Genomic DNA, 21,911 nt, shown 5'->3' with positions numbered 1-21,911 from the left:
GCGGGGAACTTCGGATACCGAAGTTTTGCTCGCCGCGATGGATTTGTGGGGTGTACATAAGGCACTAGAGCTTTCGCACGGCATGTTTGCCTTTGCTGTTTATGATCGCAAACAGAACCGCGTGGTTTTTGCTCGTGACCGACTGGGGAAAAAGCCGCTCTACATTGGCCTCAAATCTGGCAAGCTACTGTTCGGATCCGAACTGAAAGCGTTGCGGGCGCATCCGGAGTTCGGCGCACCTGCCGCCTGCCCGCGCGCGGAGGCGCAATATGTCCGCTATGGTTTTATTCCTGCGCCTCTGTCGATTTACCGTGATGTCATCAAGTTGCCCGCCGGAACCTTGGTCGAGGTGCAATTGGATACGCCACCAACCTCAGCAGACGCTTTGTCCGAGCGTATCGAGAGTTTTTGGGATATTCGCCAATGTGCTGCCGAAGGTCTGGCAGAGCCCTACGAAAACGAAAACCATGCGTTAAAGGCAATCGAGGCCGAGCTTGGCCGTGCAGTGCAAGACCGCATGGTCGCCGATGTCCCGGTCGGTACGTTCCTGTCGGGGGGCATCGATTCCACACTGATCACTGCGATCATGCAGGAGCAAGCCCCGTCCAAGGTCACAAGCTTCACCGTCCGCTTTGAAGACAAGGACCTGAACGAAGCGGATCACGCCGCGGCAATAGCCTCATATCTGGGCACCAATCACCACGAGGTGACAGCCACTCCCCGCATGGCGTTTGATCTGCTCGACAGTTTGCCAGCGGTCTATGATGAACCTTTTGCCGATCCATCAGCGATCCCGACCTTATTGGTTTCACAGCTTGCGCAGCGACAACTCAAGGTCGTTCTGTCGGGTGATGGTGGCGACGAGTCATTTGGCGGGTACGAACGCTATGCCCGTATGTTGGCGATGCAGAAGCTGGCGCAAAAACTGCCCCGACCCGCCGCAGCGGCCATTGCCTCGGCGCCGGGAGGCGTCAGCAAGGCGATTATGTCCGTGCTGCGCCCCGCCCTGCCCGGCTCCATACGAGAGCAGATGACACCTGACCGCCTGTCAAAGGTGGCTGACATCGTTCGTCATCCGAATCTGCGCAGCAGATACAACTCGATGTTTAGTCTTTGGGAACCTTCTGCCGCTCTGCGTGCCCAAGTGAATGACACGGGCGTATACCAGGCCCGTGATCTTCCGAATGGGCTAAGCGATACAGACACCATGATGATGCTGGATTCCAGTATCTACCTGCCCGAAGGTATCCTGGTCAAAGTTGATCGGGCCTCCATGTCTGTTGGCCTTGAGGTGCGGGCACCGCTGTTGGATGACCGCGTTGTCGCCGCCGCCTGGCGGTCGCCGAACACACTTCGATACAATGGCAAGGTGGGTAAAGTCGCGTTGCGCCAACTTGTTGACAAACGCATACCCAAGAGCCTCTACGACAGGCCCAAACAGGGATTTGGCGTTCCTATGAACGAATGGCTGCGCGGACCGTTGAAGGAAGTAGCCCAAGGCGTTTTTTCAGGTGACAGCGCGGTTTGCGAGATCTTCGATCCGGCGCTTCTGCAACGGCGCTGGCGTGAACATCTTGATGGTAGCCGGAACTGGGGGCCGCATCTCTGGTTCGTTCTGGCTTACAGTTTCTGGCACCGGAGATGGATGCAATGATCCGACCCAAATCATCCGAAGTGCGACGTCTGCCTACTACCGCATGTGCCGGACATCCGGTCAAACCAACATTCGTTGTCTCAAAGAAGCTGGACCCCTGCGGTTTCGACAACGTAGCCCGTAACTTGTTTGCTTGGTGACGCAAAGGTCAGAGGTAAGTTCAAAGTGCTCAAGAATTTCCTTTTAATCGCTCTCAGTTGCCTGATCACATTGGCCTGTGTCGAGGTTCTTCTGCGCGTATTCGATCCTTTGAATCTGGAACCTCATTCGAGCCCAAAGATTGCAAATGTCACACTACAACATCAGGGCGTCCATTTCTGCGAGGGGGGCCCCGACCGGCTGCGTCGGCATGACACTGTCTATTCACGCGAAAACCCGCTGCAATCGTATTTCGAGTTTCGCAACGATATCGTCTCGTATCACAAATATAATGAACATGGCTTCCGGGGAACGACCGAGCCAGGGGGCGACAAAGGGCGCATACTGGTTCTGGGTGACTCCTTCATTCGTGGCACATTGTCCGACGAAACAGAAACCATTCCAGCACTCCTGACGCGCTGGTCCGAGGACGCGCATTACATCAACCTGGGCACGGGCGGTCATGGCACTTTGCAACATGATCTGACCTATCGTGAATTTAAGGATGTGTTCCCGCACGACACCGTGCTGATGTTCGTCTTCAACAGCAATGATCTGACCGACAACGTCACGTTCAGAAAATGGCAGGAAAACCCGACCCCCTTCGGTCAGAAACAGACTGTCAGCCAGCAACTCAAGACCAAGATCGCGACTTTCCATGTCGGCAAGCTGGTCATACGTTTGAAATCCATGCTGACCAACCGCGACCTCTATCCGTCTGAACCAACAGAGGATGAGACAAACCTGTTCCTGGAATCTCTGCATACGCTCAATCAGGCCGTGACCGACAAGGGCGCCCGACTGGTTGTGGTTTCCCTGCCCAGCGTCTCGGAGTTCGTGGATGAAGGCTATGTAACATTCCGCTCCGATCCAGTTGGCTACAGCGATGCGGTTCGAGCCCTGATTGAGCAATCTGCTGGCGACGAAGGCTTCATCTGGCTTGACCTGAAACCCGGACTGGAAACCATGTCAGATCAGTTGCAGGTTCCGACCGTTGACCTGTTCGGCAGCCCGGATCATCACCTGCAGGAAGTCGGGAACTATGTGGTCGCCTCAGCGGTTGCAAAATTTCTCGAGGAAAATGGCATCGGAGCGTTTGAGATCGAAGACAGCTTTGTCAATCGCATGCAACACGCGCCCGATGCGGTGAGTTGCCCCTGAGCCTTATCAGACTGCAGGAGGCATGACTTGCTGCTCCAGTGTCATCGCCAACCCGGTTGGCAATGATATGAGTGGCACGTAGCCAAACGCATTCGCTGCTGCAGAATTGTCCAGAGCAAAGCGCGTGAAGGGTGGTTCATGATCCGGATGGATCGACAAATCCACCGGACCCGCTGGTCCAAAAGCGGCGATCACCTGACCAAGTTCAGCAAGTCGAACGGGCCCGGACCCTGCGATGTTGAAAACCCCTGTTGCGCCCGTTTCAGCTGCCATCAATGCCGCCCGGCTCAGGTCGTGGGCATGAACGAAATCTATCCTGTTCTCGGGGCCGCTGACCTCGATCCCGTGCCCGGCCCTTGCCGACTGCAACATCCGGATCAGAAACTTGTCTTCGGGCAGTCCAAATCCATAAAGCGATGACGGGCGCAAGATGGTGGCCTTCAATCCATCTGTTTCAGCACACTCGGCGATTACGCTTTCAGCCATCCGTTTGGAAGCGGCGTATGATCCGCCAATCGGACCTGGGCCTGTTGCAGCATCTTCGCGAATGACCGCCGTGTGTGGGTCCCGGTAGACCGAACCGCTTGAGATAAATATCAGGTGTACATTCCGCCCTGCCGCCCATTGAGCCAGGTTCAGAACTGCTCTGACATTTATGTCGTAAAGGTCGCGCAAAGACGACGAGGCATCTGCTTCAACACCTGTCGGTATTTTTGCCGCGCAATGGATGAAAATATCTGCCCCTTCGGTGATTGCGTCAAAGCGGGCGGTATCATTCCATTCGCTCAAATTCCATTTTTGACGGTCAATCGCAACAAACGGCACCCCGCGATCCGTAAGCAAAGCGCAGAGATGCCGACCCAGCAGACCGGTTGCACCTGTCAGTGCAACCTTCATGATCTGCGACCATAGAGGCTGAATTGCGTGCCGGGATCCGGGATCAACTCACCAGTATTTTCCAAGTGGTTCAGCGCTGCAGTGGGCAACACCAGCTCGCTCCAATACCTCAGAACTGCGCTGTCCCAAGCAATCTCAGGCAAATAAGGCATCCCCTGATCGTGTTTGATGTAAAACTCGACCGGATTGAAACCGAGCTGCGAACAGAATGGTGTTGTACCCGAGAAACGTGCGTTGATTTCAAAGACCTTTGGGACACCGTCGTGATCCAGTCGCAGTTGAAAATTGCAGGCCCCCTCAACGCCCAGCTTTTTGGCAATCGCTGTCACATAGGCCTCGACCTCGGCATTTTGTTCGGGGAATGCGCGATAGGTATCGCCGGACCGCAATATACGCCGCAGCGCCAGAACGGGTGAAAGCTTGCCGTTGACCCCAACGATGGTGCAGGTGAATTCTCGGGTATCGTCACCGATCAGTTCCTGCACGATGATCTGTGAATGATCCCCGGGATAGGCGGCAAGCTCTTCTCGGCTGTTTGCGCGCTCAACACCAATGGATCGAAACCCGACGGCGGGTTTCGCAATGACTGGAAAAGGCAGATCGCCAATTTTCAGCGCGTCGACCAATGGCCAGGTCCTTGGATAAGGCAACCCGTTTTCTTTGAGAAACGCCGAAGTCAGCGCCTTGTCATCAGCGATCTGAACCGCATTCAACGGATTGACCACAACCCGCGTCCCAAAGCGTTGCGCGATCTCCTCGCGTTTTTCCGCACACAATGCGAGTTCGATATCAGTACCCGGGATGTAGTAGTCGACGCTTTCAGCTTCGAAGATGCGCGCCAGCGATTCCAGGTATCGCGGCGACCGGCAACCCTCGACCAGAAATACCTTGTCGCAGGCGTAGAGACCTGCAGATTGTGCCGCCATATCAGCGCCAAGGATGCGGATCGGAAGGTCTGTTATAAGCCGCAGCGATTTGATGATCCCCTGACCGACACCTCCGCCAGCGCCTGTAACCAATACCGTGATCAATTCACTTCTCCATAAACGAAACAAGTTTGTCTTTGGTGGCCTTACTCAGGTCCGTCGCAGCAATCTCACGACAGAACTTTGCCCGATCAAAGTCGATGTTTGGAAGGCTCACTTTCACCTCGGACCCATCAAGCTGGATTGTGAGATAGGTAAAACCCGTTCCTCTTGGTTGTCCGACTGTACCCGGGTTCACCAAGAGAACTTCGCCCGCGGCCGGCTTCAGCCAGGCATCGGTTTCAACACTCTCGGCCCGACCCTCTGCATCGACAATCACAGCAAAGGAACGATGAGAATGGCCAAAAACCCCAATACTGAACCCATTGTCGCGTAAGTTCTGTGCAGCAGGAGCCCACTGCTCAGGTTTCGACACATAAGACCAGTCGCCATATTCATACGGGTTGGCATGGGAAAACAGGATCGGACCAAATTCATATCGTGTGCACCACGGATAGCGTTCCCATAGCGGCGGCAGATCAGCGACCTTGGCATGTGTCCAATGGACAGATTCCAGCACGAAATCCGGGATATTATCGTAAAATGCTGAATTGCCGCGATCCAGATCGAAATAGAACTGATCGTGATTGCCGCAGATAAAAACACAATTCTGTTCGGATTTCAGCTGATCGACAGCGTCCAGAACCTCTCGTGGCTGAACCCCATAGGTCAACAAATCTCCAAGCACGACCACAAGTTCAGGGTTGATCAACTTCACCTGCGCAATCGCTGCAACCAGTGCATCTGCGTTCCCGTGAATGTCGGACAGAACGGCGATCGTCTGAATACTCATGAACTTCTTCTGCCTGCACTCTTGCGGTTGGATTCTTGTGGTCGTTCCATCGGCATTCAACCTGTTTGGATCGTACAAGGAAATCTGACCGGCACAAACTGATCCTGTCCCTGCGAAGGTCAATGAATCCCAGAAATCAATTGAGCAATCCGCGCTGACGCAAGGATTGCACAATGGTTTCGGCGGCTACGGTCGCGCCTTTTTCATTAAAATGGGCATCTGCGGCATACATCAAGCGGGGTTCGTCAGCGGCTTCGAACACCTCAGTCAGATCGATCATCTGAAGATCAGCCTGGGTCGCTGCGTCCCGAACCATGTTGCGCAAGGGATCGTGTACAAAATCCTGTGGCAACATGCCCACAAAGCGGCTGATTGTAGGAATGTAGACGACCACCAGCTCTCCATCCCATTGTTCTACCATCTCAGCCGCCCGTTTCAGGACCTGACCATAAACCGGGTTCGGTTCGGCGGCTTTGGGATAGTGAAGCCCCATCACTTCGGTCGTTTTTTGCAGGGCGAAGAAGTTCCGGAATACGCGCTGCTTTCGAAGATAGTCCCGCCAGGACAGGGTGGTTCCACCCCACCATTGATCCATGTGCTGTCTGGCTGCCTCTATCTGCGCCTCAGAGTGCGCGATGACGCCAAAATCCGTTCCAGGCTCTAGCGCAGGCGCTAGCCAGGGCATCTCTTCTTCGCGCTGCAGGTTCTTCCAGTCATTGCCTGCGAAGAAGGCCATGACCGTCACATCCGGCTTGAAATAAGGCCCATACCGGCCAAGCACCGCCAACTCGAACAATGGCCCGGCGCCCCGGTGGCCTGTATTCATCAATTGCGGGATATCTTTGCGTAATTGACTCGCCAGATCGTGCCCATCTTCAAGGCAGAATCCTTCGGCAAACGAGTCACCCAGCAACATGACATCGATATCTCCGTCGTGCACAGTATCGGGGTTTCGGAACCCGTACCGGTCAGGCTGATAAGAAACCGGCTGGCCATTCAGTGAACACAGAAAGATGTCACCCTCGGTCAAAGGTGAGAGCATGGCGGTATCAAGCGTTTGGATGTCTTTTTCATTGTTCAAACGTTTGATTGTATAGGCTGGCGGTATATTTTGTCGGAATTGCCCGGTCTCGGTCGTCTCACTTACGACGCCGAACATACCAAGACGCGCGGGCAGAGACTTGACTGTCAGATAGGCCTCAAACGCGAACAATGTCGCAAACAGCGAGCTTGCGCATATGCCGACAACAAGCCTGGTATCGCCTTTGACCCGCAGGGCAACAAACAAAAGGCACAAAGCCATAAATCCCGGGACCAACACATAACGGGTAATACGCGCAATGCCCGACGCATACTCGGCAGAGTTCAAAACTGCATAGATGACAATCGCAATCAGATAGAGTGCCGGGAGCAGGCACAAAACAGCAGCGAAGCGCCCACCTTTCTCACCGTTTCCCATTTAGCCCCAACCCTTCGGTTTCATGCGAATTGTCCCCACTTAAGCTCGACCATCCATTGATCACTGCTATCGCGATCTCGAATCGTCGGCACGAAGTCCGATACCAATTGGGGCTGGTTGCGCACCGCAGACTTGCCTGTCGAAGCACGAGGATACGACCCCCTTCACCAGAAATGAGGGGAAGCAAAGAATTACAGAGGTGCTTTGCTAGACCCGCTACTCGGGCATAAAAGGAAGGGCCATCTAAGACAGGCTGGAAAACAGCGTATCTCATAAGGCGCGAATCCGATTCCAAACGCAAATTGGAACAATGTATGCTCATAGGCTAAAACACAAAATCACTAATACCAAACACAGATCGTGTTAACACAACGATCCATTATTGCAATTGAGCTTAGGGAACCCTCGCGGGGAAGTCAGGGGGAATTTAACTCTGCGATCCCCACACGACCAATTTGTTTGCGGTAAATTGCACTCTGGTCGTTGAGTATATCGTGTCTATGCATGCGGAGTGCATGAAAATTAGGGGGTCGGCTGTTCGAGCCGACCCCCTAAGTACTAGCTGATAATCGCGTTCAGCGTCGCGCTGGGGCGCATCACGGCTGCAGCCTTTGCCGGATCGGTATGATAGTAGCCACCAAGATCCGCAGCCGCACCCTGAGCCGCAGCCAGTTCGGACAGGATCTGCTCTTCTTTATCAGCCAGCTCTTTTGCAACCGGCGCAAACTCAGCGGCCAGTTCGGCATCTTCGGTTTGCGCAGCCAATGCCTCGGCCCAGTACCGCGCGAACCAATAGTGGCTGTCGCGGTTGTCAGGCTGACCAACCTTGCGGCTTGGCGACTTGTTGTTGTCCAGAATGCCTTGCGTCGCGGCTTCGGCTGCGGCACCCAGAACACCCGCCTTGGCGTTGCCCTTGCTGTCAGCGAGGAAGTTCAGCGATTCACCCAGCGCACAGAACTCGCCCATCGAGTCCCAACGCAGGTGGTTCTCTTCCACCAACTGCTGCACGTGCTTGGGCGCCGAACCACCCGCGCCGGTTTCGAACAACCCACCACCGTTCATCAGTTTGACGATGGACAGCATCTTGGCCGAGGTGCCGAGTTCAAGGATCGGGAACAGATCGGTCAGGTAGTCACGCAGCACGTTACCAGTGATGGCGATGCTGTCCTTACCTGCGGTGATCGTCTCCAGCGACTGACGGGTCGCCTCACGCGGGGCCATGATCAGGAACTTGTCAGCTACGCCAGCCGCCTCAAGGGCCGGTTTGACGTATTTGATCAGCTCCGCGTCATGGGCGCGGTTTGCGTCCAGCCAGAAGATCGCTTCGGATCCGGTCAGGCGCTGACGGTCCATCGCCAGCTGGATCCAATTTTCAATCGGAGCCTTCTTCACAGTGCAGGCACGCCAGATGTCGCCCTTTTCAACCTCGTGCGAATGCAACGTCTCACCATTGGCCAGAACGATACGGATCGTGCCATCGGCGGGTGCCTGGAAAGTTGTCGGGTGCGAGCCGTATTCTTCCGCCTTCTGCGCCATCAGGCCCACGTTGGCCACGGCACCGGCGGTGGCCGGGTTCAACGCGCCGTTGGCTTTGAAGAAGTTGATGGTCTCGTCATAGACGGGAGCATAGCAGCGGTCAGGAATCACACAGTTGGTGTCTCCCTTGGCGCCGGTCTCGTCCCAGCCTTTGCCACCTGCGCGGATCACCGCGGGCATCGAGGCGTCGATGATCACGTCCGACGGAACATGCAGGTTGGTGATGCCCTTGTCGCTATCGACCATGTACATGGAAGGACGGTCCGCCTTGATCGCGTCGATCGCGGCCATGATGTCGGCATTGTCTTTTACGCGATCCAACAGATCACCAAGACCCGAGTTCGGGTTCACACCCAATGCGTCCAGTTCCGCGCCAAACTTCTCAAACACTGGCGCCAGCCAAGCTTTGACTGCATAGCCGAAGATGATCGGGTCCGAGACCTTCATCATCGTCGCTTTCATGTGCAGCGAGAACATGGTGCCGTCTTTTTTGGTGTCTTCAATGGCGTCCGCCAGGAACGAGGACAGCGCTTTGACCGACATGAAGGTCGCGTCGGCAACAGTGCCTTCGGCCAGCGGCCATGCGTCTTTCAGAACGGTCACGCTGCCGTCCTTGCCGACGAATTCGATCTTGGCATCGCCCGCCTGAGCAGCCGTGATGGTGGCCGATTTCTCATTGGCATAGAAATCGTTACCGGACATCGACGAAACCTTGGTTTTGCTGTCCGACACCCATTCACCCATCGAGTGCGGGTTCTTCTGAGCGTAGTTCTTGACCGCACGGGCCGCGCGACGATCCGAGTTGCCCTCACGCAGAACCGGGTTCACTGCCGAGCCTTTGATGGCGTCATAGCGTGCGCGGATCGCCTTTTCCTCGTCAGTCGAAGGCTCTTCGGGGTAGTTCGGAATATTGTAGCCCTGCGATTGCAGCTCTTCGATGGCTGCAACCAGCTGCGGGACCGACGCCGAGATGTTCGGCAGCTTGATCACATTGGCATCCGGCGTCTTCACCAGCTCACCCAGAGCAGCCAGATCATCGGTGATGCGCTGATCTTCGGTCAGGTTTTCCGGGAAGGTCGCCAGAATGCGCCCGGCCAGCGAAATATCCTTGGTGCCGACACTCACGCCAGCGGCCGAAGCGAACTTGCGAATGATGGGCAGGAACGATGCGCTGGCCAGCTCCGGCGCTTCGTCTACAATGGTATACAATATATCGAAGTTCGATTTTTCTGCCATATTCCCTTACCTTTTTTAAGCCTTTCAGGGGCGTGCGATCCGAGAGTTGTGCCACAAGGAGCGTGGCGCGGGAGGAGCGGCTCAATCATACCGCTCCGTCGGTGACTCTGATTTGACAGGGCCTCCATTAAATCAGGATCGACCTGGGATCAATCGCAGTATCGCGCGCATATTGACACGGTTGGGAGATTATAGGCCCTCTTGCTTTTCAAATGTCTTGGCGACGCAATTTAGCCATCCCGCCGTGGAAGCCATGAAAGCTTGAGATCATCATGATCAAAATATTGATCGATGAGTTGGTCGATCCTTGAATTTCGATCCGGAGATTTATCGATATTTGGGATCAATCCGGAATTTTCCAGAGCGTTGATCATACCTTGCTCAGCATCTTGATTAGTTTCCTCGAAATAACTGCGGAACGCCTCGCGAGCCAAATCTCGTCTTCCAAATGTCTCGTACAAGAATGGGCGGTAAGCTAACACATATTCTTGTTCCCAGCTTGGGTTCGAGAACGTGCGTCGAATCCGATTTAGCCAAGATAGCTCTGCGGTTACTTGGTCGGCGCACCATTTGATATATTGATCCGCATACAGGATACCCTTTTGCTCATCCCCGATACTAAGATGAATTGCCACAGGAGACAGTAGTTCGAAATAGACATCAGGCTGCAGCTCCGCTCTTGTCTTTTCAGCTTTCAATGCAGATTCAGCATCGCCCGAATAAAGTATGTGCAGCATAATCAACTGATCATACACCCATGCTTTCTCTGGCCATCGCTCAGCGGCTTTGGATACGAGATCAAAAGCCAACTCATGGTTTCCGCTGTCGGTGTGATATGAGGCTATCTTCTCCGCTACCTCACTAATATTTGGATAGTCAGCATGTAAGCGCTCGTAAATCGCGAGAGCGGCCTCACGCTCTCCGGTATCTTCGAGAAACTTCGCCTTTTTCCAGGTTACGTAAGCCTCTTCAGGAAACGCCTTTGATACACGATCAAAGTCATCCAAAGCCGCATCAAGATCCCCGCTCGCGTGCTTTATCTGCGCTCGCATGACCCAAGTCTGGTAGTTCTCTGGTTGCAGCTCCATTGCATGATTCACATCAGCAAGCGCGCGTTCATAGTGGCCGTTGTAGCTATGAGCCCAGGCCCGTCTGGTCAGAAAGAGATGCCGGTATACGGGCGCAGTATCGTCCTGTTCGATCAACGTCGTACACGCAGCAATGCGTTCAGACCGGGTTGCCTTGCCATTGATACATGTTGCCGCCAGATCATCAGGCCTCGGGTTCCCACCAAACCAAATAATTCCAGCGGCGAGAATGGTGGTCAAAGCGGCAAGGCGTATGCGCATTCAAGCTCCAGTACAGAGTGTTTACTCGCCTCTAGATGGTATTTTTCACAACAATTACAAGCGTATTTACTTTATAACCATTTGAAAAATAGCCTTCCTTCATATCACCCTTAATGTGCAAACAACTAATACCGGGGCGGCGCCAACCCCGCCTGAAACCAGCTGACCAGCGAAACGATAGAATAGACGGGCAAGCCCGTTGCTGCCTGAATGTCGGCTGCATATGGACACATATTGGTGCATTCCAGAACCAGCGCCCCAAGCTCGGGATGCGCCTCTTTCATGGCCATCGCTGCCTCAACATTATCGACCCGCGCCTTTTCAACATCCAATGTCAATTCATTGTCGAGGATGGCTCGGGTAAACTCCTGCCCGCCTTCAGTCGTGCCGATAGGCGTGCCATCAGGAACCCGCGCCCGGGTCAGGTGGTCCTGCGTCAGGGTCGATGCCGAAATGGTCAGAACACCGGCACGCTTGCCCGCCGGCAGGAAGCGATTAACCATCTCAACCTGCATCAGGGAAGAGGTTACGACCGGAACCGGAACCGCCCTGGCCAATTCATCCTGAAACAAAGACAGAAACCCGCAATTGGTGGTGATGCCATCCACCCCGTCACGCACAAGATCGCGGGCAGCATCGATAAAGGCGTCCAGCATACCCTCAGCCTTGTGTCGCACCACCAGATCGGGTGAGGCATCGCGGACGATGCGATAATGCACCGGAAAGGGCCAGGTCAGGGCGTTACCCATGTCGCCGGGGATGCGCGGGAAACGGGCGTCCAACATCAGGATGCCGACCGAAGCGCCATAAACAGATTTTCCGCCCTTAGCGATCATACCTTATCCCTCACCTATGATACGTGCCGAAATGTCGTCCGAGCCTTCCATGTAGATGTTGGAAATCCCGTGACGCACAGCATCCTGAACCTGATCCATCCGCTTGACGATATGTCGACCCAACGCCGCCGCCGCTGCATCTGCATCGCGGTCTATCAACGCCTGCATGACCCGTTTGTGTTCCTCTTTCGACCGTTGAACCCGGTCAAGGCTCATGGAAATCCAGCGGATGTAGCGGATACGCTCATTGATCCGGCGCAGGGTCTCCAAAAGTTCGGCATTCCCCGAAAGTTTGGCGATCCCAAGATGAAATGCTTCGTCCCTGCTGACCGCCTCTTCAACAGTCAAACCGGTGATATCGATCCCGGTTTCATAAAGCTCATCGCTCAGCGAGCGGAGTTCTTCGTCGGACGCTTTTTCACAGGCTGATCGGGCCGCTGCCACTTCGATGATCTGCCGCAGTTCAAAAAGATCGTAAACGCTTTGCGCATCCAGAGGCCGGCAAAAGAACCCCTGTCCCGGTCGAAAATCGAACATCCGCTCAGCGACCAGCCGGTTCAGCGCCTCGCGCAAGGGTGTCCGGCTGACTCCCAGCTCTTTCGACAGCGCAACCTCGTTAAGCCGATCGCCGGGCCGCAGGCGAAACGATACGGCCATCGCCTTTACCTGCTCATAGATATCATCAACGCGTGGCCCAGCCATGAAACCGCCTTTTCCTGCTTTTTGCACAGGTGCCACAGGCGAGACTTGAAATCAATATACAAAACTGTATACAGCTCTGCATGCAGATTCTGCGAGGAAGGAAACGCAAGCTATGACCGGAACCAATTATCTGACCGGCGCCGAAGCGATGGTGAAAATGCTCGAGGCCCACGGCGTCAAACACATGTTTGGCTTGTGCGGAGATACGACCTTGCCATTCTATGATGCGCTGTCACGCATGGATCACGGCATTCAGCACATCCTGACCCGCGATGAACGGCATGCAGCATATATGGCTGACGGCTACGCTCGTGTGACGGGAAAGCCCGGCGTATGCGAAGGGCCATCGGGCGGTGGCGCAACTTACATTCTGCCCGGCGTGATCGAGGCCAATGAAAGCTCGGTCCCGATCCTTGCCATTACGTCAGACGTGGCCACCACCAGCCGCGGCAAGTATCCTTTGACCGAACTGGATCAGCCCGCACTTTTCAAACCACTGGCCAAGTGGAACGCTTCGCTTGATGACGCCACCCGACTGCCAGCAATGGTTCGGGCGGCATTCCGCGCCATGACAACCGGGACACCTGGTGCGACCCATCTGGCCTTGCCGTTCGATACGCAGAAAGGTCAGGTCGACGAGGCAGAAATCTGGGCGGACGCGCGCCACCGCAGCTATCCGGCTGAACGTGCTGGCCCGGATATGGCTGCAATCGAGGCGGCGGCCGAAATACTCGCAAACGCAAAATCAGCAGTTGCAATATGCGGTGGCGGACCTGTTCTGTCTGGTGCCAGCGATGCGCTGCACGAAGTGGCCTCCTTACTGGATATGCCGGTGGCAACAACGGTATCCGGTCAGGGTTCCATCGCCGAAACCGATCCTCTGGCGCTAGGAGTGGTCGGCTCAAACGGGGGCATACCCGCGACCCGCGCCGTGGTGGATCAGGCTGATGTGGTGGTGTTCATTGGATGCCGTGCCGGATCGGTGACAACCGAACGCTGGCGCAGTCCGGGCCGCGATACCACGATTATCCACATCGACAGCGATCCCATGGTGATTGGTGCCAACTATCAGACAGAAGTGGCCATTTGCGCCGATGCACGGCTGGCACTCGAAGCCTTGGCACGATCCCTGAAAGACCGTCGCGATCTGACAAGCCAAGGCGGTGCCGCCAAAGCCAAAGCAGCCTGGGAGGCCAAACTGGCCGCATATGCAGCTCTGGCAAACAGCACGGAAACACCCATCCGACCCGAAGCCGTAATGGCGGCGATGATGGATATACTGGATGATGACGCAATTGTCGTTGCGGATCCCGGCACGCCTTGCCCTTACTTCAGCGCTCACTATCGCTGGGCCAAACCGGGCCGCCACTTTATCACCAACCGGGCACATGGTGCGCTGGGGTATTCGCTGGGTGCCGCGATGGGTGCGCATGTCGGTCGACCGTCGGTAAAGACTTTGGCCGTGATGGGCGACGGATCATTTGGATTCACCTGCGGTGAATTCGAAACCATGGTACGTCACAAAATGCCGATTACGTCGATCGTCTTTTCAAACTCGGTATTCGGCTGGATCAAGGCAGGCCAGAATGCGGGATTTGGACAGCGTTATTACAATGTCGATTTCAATCGGACGGATCATGCGGCGGTCGCCTCGGCCTTTGGCGTCAAATCGTGGACTGTAAAGGATCCCGCCGATCTGCGTCGGGTTCTGAAAGAAGCAATCGAACACGACGGACCGACCCTTGTCGACATCCATTCCCAGCAGCTTCACGAAGCCGCCGCCCCGGTATCCGAGTGGGTCGCGTAAGAAGCAATCGCGGGCGTCAGCTGTGCCAGAAACTCTTGCGCGATGGCTGACAGCGGACGCCCCTTTGCGGTGATGATCGCAAGATCCAGCATCACAGTGGGTCTGAACGGGCGGGTCTGATACCCGCCCTCTTCATCAAACATGACGGTGAACGGGTCGATGACCGCCACCCCCATACCCTGCTTTACAAAGCTCAACAGGTTCTCGGACAGGTGCGTGTGGATTTTGGTGCGCCAGGTACGTCCAGCTGCCTGAAAGATATCGCGTGTCCGGCGATGGGTCTGATGCTCAGGCCCCATAACAATGAAGGACTCATTCTCCAACAGTTCCGGCGTCAGCACATCGTATTGGACCAAATGACTGCCTTCGGGAAAGGTGGCCAGTGTTTCGAAATGGAACTCTTGGTAGTTCAAAGTGTCATGCAGGATCGGCATTTCGACTATGCCGATCTCGAACAGGCCTGAGATAACCCACTCCTGAATCTTCGACGAATACTGAGACTGAAAACTGACCGACAGGTTTGGCCGCGATTCAGCAAAGCGCGCGATCTCACGCGGCATGAACCCGAATGACAACAGATGCGGCGCAGCCACCTGTAACTGCCCCGGATGCTTGTTTTGCAAATCAGTCACGGCCTGCGCCACGTGGTCCAACCCACGAACCACGGTATCGACCTCACGGAACAGCAGTTCAGCCTCTGGCGTCGGCAGTAAACGTCCCTTGTTACGCTCAAACAATGGAAGGCGGGCTTCACGCTCGAGCTGCGCAAGCAGATTACTGATACCCGGCTGAGAAATGCCAAGAACCGAAGCCGCTCCGGTTACAGTGCCGGTCTCCATGATAGCGTGAAAGGCCTGCAATTGCCGGAAGCGAAGAGACACTTTGCCCACCTCATCATTTTTTCTGATACTCTTGCTATAACATAGTATTTGAAATGATATACTAGGCAATGCACGGTTCTTCCCGACCGCCGGAGGAAGAATGAGCAATCTAAATCAAAAAATTACAGGGTTTGACGTGTGGCATCTTGCGTTGCCGGTCACATCCAGACGCGATCACGGGATCGGCTCGGTCGAGGGAACGTGCGAAGTCGTCATTCTGCGGCTAACTTCCGAAGACGGCAATGAAGGATTTGGTGAGGCCTCTCCGTGGTCGGTCTTTACCGGCACGCCCGAGGCCACCTATGCAGCGCTGAACCGGTATATCCGACCACTCGTGATTGGCGAGAAAGTCGGTGACCGGGCGGCGATCATGGCTCGGGCCGCGTATGCGGTCGCACATTGCACCGAGGCGAAGGCCGCGCTGGAAAGCGCCCTGCTCGACCTGTCAGGCCGGATAACCGGCTTACCGGTCTGGTCACTGCTGGGGGGCAAATGTCGCGACATGATTCCACTCAGCTGCTCAATCGCAAATCCGGAGTTCTCGCAGGATATCGACTTGCTGGCGCGGCTTCGAGACGACGGCGTCCGGATCGTCAAGCTGAAGACCGGGTTCAAAGATCATGCCTTCGACATCATGCGCCTCGAATATCTGACACAAAACTATCCGGAGTTTTCGGTCCGTGTGGACTACAATCAGGGGCTGTCAATTGACGATGCCCCAGCACAGGTGCAGGACGTCGCCCAATTTAACCCTGATTTCATCGAACAACCGGTCAGGGCACATCATTACGGCATGATGTCAAAGCTGCGGGATATGATCGACATTCCCTTGCTGGCTGATGAGAGTGTGTTCGGACCCGAAGACATGGAACGCGCCGCCCGCGAAGGCATCTGTGACGGCGTTTCGGTGAAAATCATGAAATCAGGTGGCCTGACTCGTGGACAAACAGTCGCCCGCATCGCGGCGGCACATGGGCTTAGCGCCTATGGCGGCGACATGTTCGAAGCCGGGCTGGCCCATCTGGCTGGCACACATATGATTGCAGCCACTCCGGAAATCACCCTTGGCTGCGAGTTTTATCAGGCCTCTTACTTTCTGGGTGAGGACATATTGGAGGAGCCCTTCCTCGTGGAAAACGGCAGGGTTGTTGTGCCCGAAACTCCGGGACTTGGAGGACGACCTGATCTGAACAAGCTTAACCATTATGCCGTTACCAGAGCTGTTGCAGCATGACTGACAAAAAGACCATAGCCATTGTCGGCGCAGGGATTGTCGGCGTATCGGCCGCTGTTTGGCTGCAGCGCGATGGCCATGACGTGATCCTGATCGACAAGGCAGGCCCGGGAGAAGGCACATCCCATGGCAACGGCGGTGTTCTGGCCTCCTGTTCGATCGTACCCGTGACGGTGCCGGGGCTACTGCAAAAAGCCCCTAAGATGCTGTTCAGCCCATCGCAGCCTTTATTCATGAAGTGGGGGTATTTTCCCAAACTTCTGCCGTGGCTGATGCGCTACCTGAGGCATGCCAATGCAGATGACGTCGAGCGGATCGCTGCTGCCCTGACCCCCATCGTTGGTGACAGCCTGAATGACCACAAAGCGCTTGCTGAGGGGACAGGTGCTGAGAAATGGCTCGAACCGTCCGACTATCTGTTTCTCTATGAAAACAGGGAACATTTCGACGGGGATGCGTTTGGCTGGGGCATTCGTCGCAAGCACGGGTTTCATTGGGAAGAACTGGAAGGTCAGGCCTTTCACGACTACGATCCGATCTTCAGCCAGGATATTGGCTTTGCCGCAAAGCTAGGGGATCACGGTCACATCAAAGACCCCGGTCAATATGTCAAAGATCTCGCAGCGTATGTGGAAACAAATGGTGGACGCATCGTACGCGCCGCTGTCGATGATATCGTCCGCAACAACGGTAAAGTGACAGGCGTACGTACCGAGGGTGAGACCATCGCCTGCGACACCGCAATTGTAACCGCAGGGGTCTGGTCAGGACCTCTTGCCAAACGTTTGGGTATCTCTGTTCCTCTGGAAAGCGAACGCGGCTATCATCTTGAACTGATAGAACCTTCGGCGATGCCGCGCAGCCCGGTCATGGTCGCATCCGGTAAGTTTGTCGCCACGCCGATGGAAGGCCGGATTAGACTGGCCGGGATCGTAGAGTTTGGCGGCCTTGATGCGGCGCCTTCGCGCGCGCCGTTTGAATTGATGCGAAAGAATGCCCGCGCTGCATTTCCGGGCGTGACATGGAAGGACGAAGTTGAATGGATGGGGCACAGGCCTGCGCCAGCGGATTCGATCCCGATCATCGGTGACGTACCCGGGATCGAAGGCGCGTACATGGGTTTTGGGCACCATCACATCGGTCTGACAGGCGGACCAAAGACAGGGCGCCTGTTGGCGCAAATGATTGCGGGCAGAACCCCGAACGCGAATCTGAGCGTTTATGCTCCGGCGCGGTTCAAGACATAACGATGCCGGTGAAAAACACTGGCGCACCTAATTTCAACTGGGAGAAAAAGATGAAAAAACTAGCTGGTCTTCTAACTGCAACTGCATTGACAGCTGCGACCGCCATGCCGGCAATTGCCGAAAAATGGGATATGCCGATGGCGTATTCGGCATCCAATTTCCACTCGGCCACGGGCGCGGAGTTTGCCAAATGCGTCACCACAGGCACCGGTGGCGAGATTGAGATCGTTACACATCCTTCCGGCTCGCTGTTCAAAGGCGCGGATATCAAACGCGCCATTCAGACTGGCCAGGCTCCGATTGGCGAACGCCTGTTGTCCGGTCACCAGAACGAAAATGCGCTGTTCGGTTTTGACTCCATCCCGTTTCTTGCGACCTCTTTCGATGACAGCGCCAAGCTTTGGGACGCCGCAAGACCCTCGATCGAAAATCTGCTGGCTGAGCAGAACCTGACCCTGCTTTATGCCGTTCCTTGGCCGCCACAGGGGCTGTACTTCAAGAACGAAGTGAACTCGGTCGCCGATATGAAAGGCATCAAGTTCCGCTCGTACAACAACGCCACATCACGACTGGCAGAGCTCACCGGAATGCTTCCGGTGACCATCGAAGCAGCTGAAATCAGCCAGGCCTTTGCCACCGGCGTCGCGGACTCGATGGTATCGTCCGGTTCGACCGGCTATGACCGGAAGGTCTGGGAAAGCCTGAACTACTTCTACGAAGTAGACGCCTGGTTGCCGCGCAACTACGTGATGGTCAATTCCGATGTCTGGTCTGGTGTCTCGGACGCCAACAAGAACGTCATCAAAGCCTGTGCCGAACTGGCGGAATACGCCGGCAACTGGCGCGCCAAGGAATACACCGGCTTTACCCTGCAAGGTCTGCGTGACGGTGGCATGACTGTTGGCCCAGCATCCGAGCAGATGACGAACGAACTGAAAGAGATCGGCGTCACCATGACCAATGAATGGCTTGAGGCCGCTGGCGACGAAGGCAAAGCCATCGTCGACGCGTTTAATTCGTCTCAGTAAACAACCTGACCCGGGCGGCAGCTGATCCTGCCGCCCGTTGTCCATTCAATCACAAACAAACGGGGACAGCATGGCGGTATTGAGAGGGCTTCGGTCCGTACTGGATTTCATTTATCTGGCGGCGGGTGTTCTGGCTGCGCTCAGCTTGATCGCCATTCTTGTGCTGATCGTCGTTCAGATGCTGGCCCGATGGACGGGCGAGGTGTTTCCGGGTGCACCGGATTATGCCGGTTACGCGATGGCAGCTGCTTCGTTCCTTGCCTTTGCCAATGCGCTGAACCGAGGCAGTCACATCCGCGTCTCGATCCTGTTGAATTCAGTGCCGGACGGGGTTCGACGCATACTCGAGATTTGGTGCTTTGCCGTTGGCGCTGCTGTGATGTGGTATTTCTGCTGGTACGCCTATCGCTTTGTCTACTGGAGCTGGAAGTTCAACGATATCAGCCAGGGACAGGACAAAACCGCCCTTTGGATACCGCAGTCAGCGATGCTGTTCGGCGCTGTCATTCTTGCCATCGCGCTGACCGATCATCTGATCCACGTGCTGTTCCGGGGTGATCACCGCATCACCCGCGACCTTGCCGACCAAAGCCACGGAGAGTGAGGACATGGAAAACGTATCAATCATCATCCTCTTTCTCTTTGTACTGTTCACCTTGCTTGGCTCGGGTGTCTGGGTCGGCCTTGCCCTGATGGGCGTCGCATGGGTCGGGATGGAACTGTTCACAACCCGCCCTGTCGGCGATGTCATGATCACGACGATCTGGTCGGCTTCATCCTCATGGACCCTGACGGCACTGCCCATGTTCATCTGGATGGGCGAAATCCTGTATCGAACCCGATTATCTGAGGACATGTTCAAAGGTCTTTCACCTTGGATGGCCCCCCTGCCCGGTGGTCTGGTGCACACCAATATTGTCGGCTGTACGGTCTTCGCCGCTGTGTCCGGATCCTCGGCCGCTACACTGACCACGGTCGGCAAGATGTCGATCCCGGAACTGAGAAAGCGAAACTACCCCGAACGCATGATCATCGGCACTCTGACAGGTGCTGCAACGCTGGGCCTTATGATCCCTCCGTCGCTTACGCTTATTGTTTACGGCGTCACCATCAATGAATCGATCACCAAGCTATTCTTTGCCGGTATCCTGCCCGGGCTGGTGCTGGCCGCGATGTTCATGGGTTACGTGGCGATCTATTCGAAATTCGGCAAAGACTGGAATCCCAACAACGAAGGCAAGCTGAGTTTTTCGGAGAAAATCAAGAACTCGCGCTTCCTGCTGCCGGTGATCCTGCTGATCATGGTGGTAATCGGATCGATGTATCTGGGATATGCCACCGCGACCGAGGCTGCGGCCTTTGGTGTGATCGGAGGGCTGCTGCTGGCCGCAGGTCAAGGGTCACTGACTTGGAAGACATTCACCGAAAGCCTGATGGGTGCCACCAGAACCAGCGCGATGATTGCACTGATCCTTGCGGGTGCTGCGTTCTTGTCCCTATCCATGGGCTTCACCGGACTGCCGCGCGGACTGGCCGATCTGATTGCCGGGTGGGAGCTGACGCGGTTCGAACTGCTGATGGTCCTGCTGGTCTTCTACATCATTCTGGGCTGTTTTCTTGATGGCATCTCCTCGGTGGTGCTGACGATGGCTGTGGTCGAACCGATGATCCGGGACGCAGGCATCGACCTGATCTGGTTCGGCATCTTCATCGTTGTCGTCGTCGAGATGGCGCAGATCACACCGCCGATCGGGTTCAACCTGTTCGTGATGCAGGGCATGACCAACCACGAAATGAGCTATATCGCACGCGCTGCCATCCCGATGTTCCTGATCATGGTTCTGATGGTGTTTGTCCTGATCTGGTTCCCAGAACTGGCCACTTGGCTGCCAGAGAACCTGCGTCAAAGGCCGGGAGGATAACCCGGCCTTGAACCCGCTCCATCTTGCGGCCCGCCACGGACCTTACGTATTGGTCGCAGGTCTGATGGCGGGTCTTGCATTGCCAGCACTTGCTGAACCGATGCGAGATTTTCTGCCGCCGCTAGTCGTGCTGCTGTTGTTCGTCACCGTGCTGCGAATGGAGCCTGCAGCCATTCTGGGTTCACTGACAGAACTGCCGAAAGTGATGTTGACGGTTCTGAGCATTCAGCTGCTTCTGCCAATGGTTATCGTAACAGCGGGGATTGCGGGTGGCTGGATCGGCACTCCACTGTTTTTGTCGATGATCATCATGGCCGCGGCGCCGTCGATTTCTGGCAGTCCCAACATGTGCTTGATGATGGGGCATCCGCCCGAACACGCCATGAGGTTGATGGTTGTAGGTACCGCCCTGCTGCCTCTGACGGTAGTGCCCATTTTCTGGCTGTTGCCCGAGCTGGGCGGGGTAAGCGCGGTATTATGGGCTGCGCTTCGGCTATTCCTGACGATTGCCCTAGCTACAATTGCTGCTGTGGCGGTGCGGCGGACCGTTTTACGCAATCCATCCGAAAACACGCTTCTGAGCCTCGAAGGCGCCGCCTCGATCACGCTTGCGGTTTTTGTTATAGGTCTCATGCCATCCGTCAGCGCAGTCGCGTTGGCCGAACCGATGCGCGCTGCCTTCTGGATCGCCTTTGCCTGCGCTGCCAATCTGGGGGCGCAGTTCATCACGTTTCAGTTGACCCGCAACAGGTTGTCGATGCCAAATGCGACTGCCCTTTCGTTGATCGCGGGGAACCGGAACATCGCACTATTTTTTGTTTCACTTCCACCCGAGGTTACCGCCCCGATCATGGTCTTTATCGGTGCCTATCAAATACCGATGTATCTGACGCCGCTGATCATGCGACCGCTCTATCGCAGAGATCAGACCTGACGAACTGCAACACCTTTTGCTCTCATTTAGATACCGGGAATTTGTCGTATTGCATGCAAAACACCGGTGATC

The 21,911-nt window shown here is 55.6% G+C and carries 19 protein-coding genes; 10 read left to right on the top strand and 9 right to left on the bottom strand.

Annotated features, from left to right (window positions below; genetic code table 11):
* From asnB to ACR0CW_RS12545, 3 genes are all read left to right on the top strand, one after another.
* Positions 1-1,654 (top strand): asparagine synthase (glutamine-hydrolyzing) (gene asnB, locus ACR0CW_RS12555; protein ID WP_480788051.1); only part of this gene is annotated, 1,654 nt, incomplete at its 5' end.
* Positions 1,651-1,794, top strand: a complete 144-nt coding sequence (locus tag ACR0CW_RS12550; RefSeq protein WP_480788050.1) for a hypothetical protein — start codon at positions 1,651-1,653, stop codon at positions 1,792-1,794. The genes asnB and ACR0CW_RS12550, both read left to right, overlap by 4 nt.
* 25 nt (positions 1,795-1,819) lie before the next feature.
* The gene (locus ACR0CW_RS12545; RefSeq protein WP_480788049.1) at positions 1,820-2,953 is read left to right on the top strand and encodes an SGNH/GDSL hydrolase family protein; all 1,134 of its coding nucleotides are present in this window, start codon (positions 1,820-1,822) and stop codon (positions 2,951-2,953) included.
* A gap of 6 nt (positions 2,954-2,959) precedes the next feature.
* Here the strand turns inward: ACR0CW_RS12545 and ACR0CW_RS12540 are convergent, their stop codons facing one another.
* The 8 genes from ACR0CW_RS12540 to ACR0CW_RS12505 all read right to left on the bottom strand — a co-directional run bounded on the left by ACR0CW_RS12540 (position 2,960) and on the right by ACR0CW_RS12505 (position 12,786).
* The gene (locus ACR0CW_RS12540; RefSeq protein ID WP_480788048.1) at positions 2,960-3,850 is read right to left on the bottom strand and encodes an NAD-dependent epimerase/dehydratase family protein; all 891 of its coding nucleotides are present in this window, start codon (positions 3,848-3,850) and stop codon (positions 2,960-2,962) included.
* A complete protein-coding gene (locus ACR0CW_RS12535) occupies positions 3,847-4,881 on the bottom strand; it encodes an ATP-grasp domain-containing protein (RefSeq protein ID WP_480788047.1) in 1,035 nt (344 codons plus the stop codon). The genes ACR0CW_RS12540 and ACR0CW_RS12535 overlap by 4 nt, the downstream gene beginning before the upstream one ends.
* A 1-nt stretch (position 4,882) precedes the next feature.
* A complete protein-coding gene (locus ACR0CW_RS12530) occupies positions 4,883-5,668 on the bottom strand; it encodes a metallophosphoesterase family protein (RefSeq protein ID WP_480788046.1) in 786 nt (261 codons plus the stop codon).
* A gap of 136 nt (positions 5,669-5,804) precedes the next feature.
* Positions 5,805-7,127 carry a GDSL-type esterase/lipase family protein gene (locus ACR0CW_RS12525; protein ID WP_480788045.1) on the bottom strand — a complete coding sequence of 441 codons (1,323 nt, stop codon included), beginning with the start codon at positions 7,125-7,127 and terminating at the stop codon, positions 5,805-5,807.
* A gap of 558 nt (positions 7,128-7,685) precedes the next feature.
* Entirely contained in the window at positions 7,686-9,899 is a 2,214-nt protein-coding gene (locus tag ACR0CW_RS12520) for an NADP-dependent isocitrate dehydrogenase (RefSeq protein WP_480788044.1), read from the bottom strand.
* Between the two features lie 230 nt (positions 9,900-10,129).
* Complete coding sequence (locus ACR0CW_RS12515; RefSeq protein ID WP_480788043.1) at positions 10,130-11,248, bottom strand: tetratricopeptide repeat protein; 1,119 nt, start codon at positions 11,246-11,248, stop codon at positions 10,130-10,132.
* Positions 11,249-11,373: 125 nt separating this feature from the next.
* Positions 11,374-12,084, bottom strand: a complete 711-nt coding sequence (locus tag ACR0CW_RS12510) for an aspartate/glutamate racemase family protein (RefSeq protein ID WP_480788042.1) — start codon at positions 12,082-12,084, stop codon at positions 11,374-11,376.
* A gap of 3 nt (positions 12,085-12,087) precedes the next feature.
* Complete coding sequence (locus tag ACR0CW_RS12505) at positions 12,088-12,786, bottom strand: GntR family transcriptional regulator (protein WP_480788041.1); 699 nt, start codon at positions 12,784-12,786, stop codon at positions 12,088-12,090.
* 112 nt (positions 12,787-12,898) lie between these two features.
* On the opposite strand from ACR0CW_RS12505, the gene ACR0CW_RS12500 reads away from it, so the two are divergent.
* Complete coding sequence (locus tag ACR0CW_RS12500; RefSeq protein WP_480788040.1) at positions 12,899-14,593, top strand: thiamine pyrophosphate-binding protein; 1,695 nt, start codon at positions 12,899-12,901, stop codon at positions 14,591-14,593.
* Here the strand turns inward: ACR0CW_RS12500 and ACR0CW_RS12495 are convergent.
* Entirely contained in the window at positions 14,554-15,474 is a 921-nt protein-coding gene (locus ACR0CW_RS12495; RefSeq protein ID WP_480788039.1) for a LysR family transcriptional regulator, read from the bottom strand. The genes ACR0CW_RS12500 and ACR0CW_RS12495 overlap by 40 nt on opposite strands.
* A gap of 100 nt (positions 15,475-15,574) precedes the next feature.
* On the opposite strand from ACR0CW_RS12495, the gene ACR0CW_RS12490 reads away from it, so the two are divergent.
* The 6 genes from ACR0CW_RS12490 (at position 15,575) to ACR0CW_RS12465 (ending at position 21,839) form a co-directional block, all read left to right on the top strand.
* Positions 15,575-16,708, top strand: a complete 1,134-nt coding sequence (locus ACR0CW_RS12490; protein WP_480788038.1) for an enolase C-terminal domain-like protein — start codon at positions 15,575-15,577, stop codon at positions 16,706-16,708.
* Entirely contained in the window at positions 16,705-17,955 is a 1,251-nt protein-coding gene (locus ACR0CW_RS12485) for an NAD(P)/FAD-dependent oxidoreductase (protein ID WP_480788037.1), read from the top strand. The genes ACR0CW_RS12490 and ACR0CW_RS12485 overlap by 4 nt, the downstream gene beginning before the upstream one ends.
* A 50-nt stretch (positions 17,956-18,005) precedes the next feature.
* Complete coding sequence (locus ACR0CW_RS12480) at positions 18,006-18,983, top strand: TRAP transporter substrate-binding protein (protein ID WP_155145669.1); 978 nt, start codon at positions 18,006-18,008, stop codon at positions 18,981-18,983.
* Between the two features lie 70 nt (positions 18,984-19,053).
* Entirely contained in the window at positions 19,054-19,587 is a 534-nt protein-coding gene (locus tag ACR0CW_RS12475) for a TRAP transporter small permease (protein WP_155145671.1), read from the top strand.
* A gap of 4 nt (positions 19,588-19,591) precedes the next feature.
* Positions 19,592-20,905, top strand: a complete 1,314-nt coding sequence (locus tag ACR0CW_RS12470) for a TRAP transporter large permease (RefSeq protein WP_480788036.1) — start codon at positions 19,592-19,594, stop codon at positions 20,903-20,905.
* A gap of 7 nt (positions 20,906-20,912) precedes the next feature.
* On the top strand, positions 20,913-21,839 hold the full coding sequence (locus ACR0CW_RS12465; RefSeq protein ID WP_480788035.1) for a hypothetical protein: 927 nt from the start codon (positions 20,913-20,915) through the stop codon (positions 21,837-21,839).
* Positions 21,840-21,911 lie beyond the last annotated feature (72 nt).

The organism is Ruegeria sp. CH6 (assembly GCF_056537005.1).
The sequence above is the reverse complement of the archived record's forward strand: the minus strand, read 5'-3'. Positions and strand labels throughout refer to the sequence as shown.